The 775-nt window shown below is 62.5% G+C and carries 1 protein-coding gene; it reads left to right on the top strand.

All coding sequences use genetic code 11. The features are described 5' to 3' along the window. The first annotated feature begins 69 nt into the window (after nucleotides 1-69). Nucleotides 70-501 (top strand): PAS domain S-box protein, encoded by a 432-nt coding sequence (locus tag BG61_RS38700; protein WP_035943756.1) that lies wholly within the window; start codon nucleotides 70-72, stop codon nucleotides 499-501. The last annotated feature ends 274 nt before the right edge of the window (nucleotides 502-775 follow it).

Below are 775 nucleotides of genomic sequence, written 5' to 3' on the forward strand. Positions count from 1 at the left end.
GCGGCGCGTTGCAGGTCCCCGCAATACAAGAGACTCGAAGAGCAGGTACCCATGAACAGCCCCGACTCCCTGCAAAACACCATCGATTTCGAGCAACTGGTCGACGCGATCGGCGACGCCATCGTCATCTCGGATGCGAACGGCGCCATCACCCTCTGGAACCCCGCGGCTGAGCGCATGTTCGGCTTCACGGAGGACGAGGCGCTCGGCAAATCGCTCGACATCATCATCCCGGAACGCCTGCGCGGGCGTCACTGGAGCGGCTATCAGAAGACCATGGATACGGGCGTGACCCGCTATGGCCACGACGTGCTGCGCGTGCCCGCCATTCACAAGGACGGCCGCTCGATGTCGATCGCATTTACCGTGGCGCTTCTGCACGCGCCGGACAAATCGATCAGCGGCATCGTCGCCGTGATTCGCGACGAAACCGAGCGCTTTGCCGAAGACCGCAACCTGCGCAAGCGGCTCGCGGAACTGGAAGCGAAGACGTCGAGCTAGGCGCGCCGCGCACGCAGATTCGCGTGCGCTTTCCGATCACCGGACCGGGCGCAAGCCCGGCCAATGCATTCACGAACAAGGTTTCCGACAACAAGCACATCAAGGACCTCGCAGCACCAATCAATGAAATCAGAAGCGCCGACCGAGCGCCCTTTCCGGAGACGTACAGACATGGCAAACACCTTCACCCGCACGCCCGTCGGGGCGGCGAAAGATCCCAATCGATGGACCCAGCTCGTGATCGGGATCATCTGCATGGGCCTCGTCGCGAATC

Origin of the sequence: Caballeronia glathei, assembly GCF_000698595.1 — a bacterium.
Taxonomy (GTDB): domain Bacteria; phylum Pseudomonadota; class Gammaproteobacteria; order Burkholderiales; family Burkholderiaceae; genus Caballeronia; species Caballeronia glathei.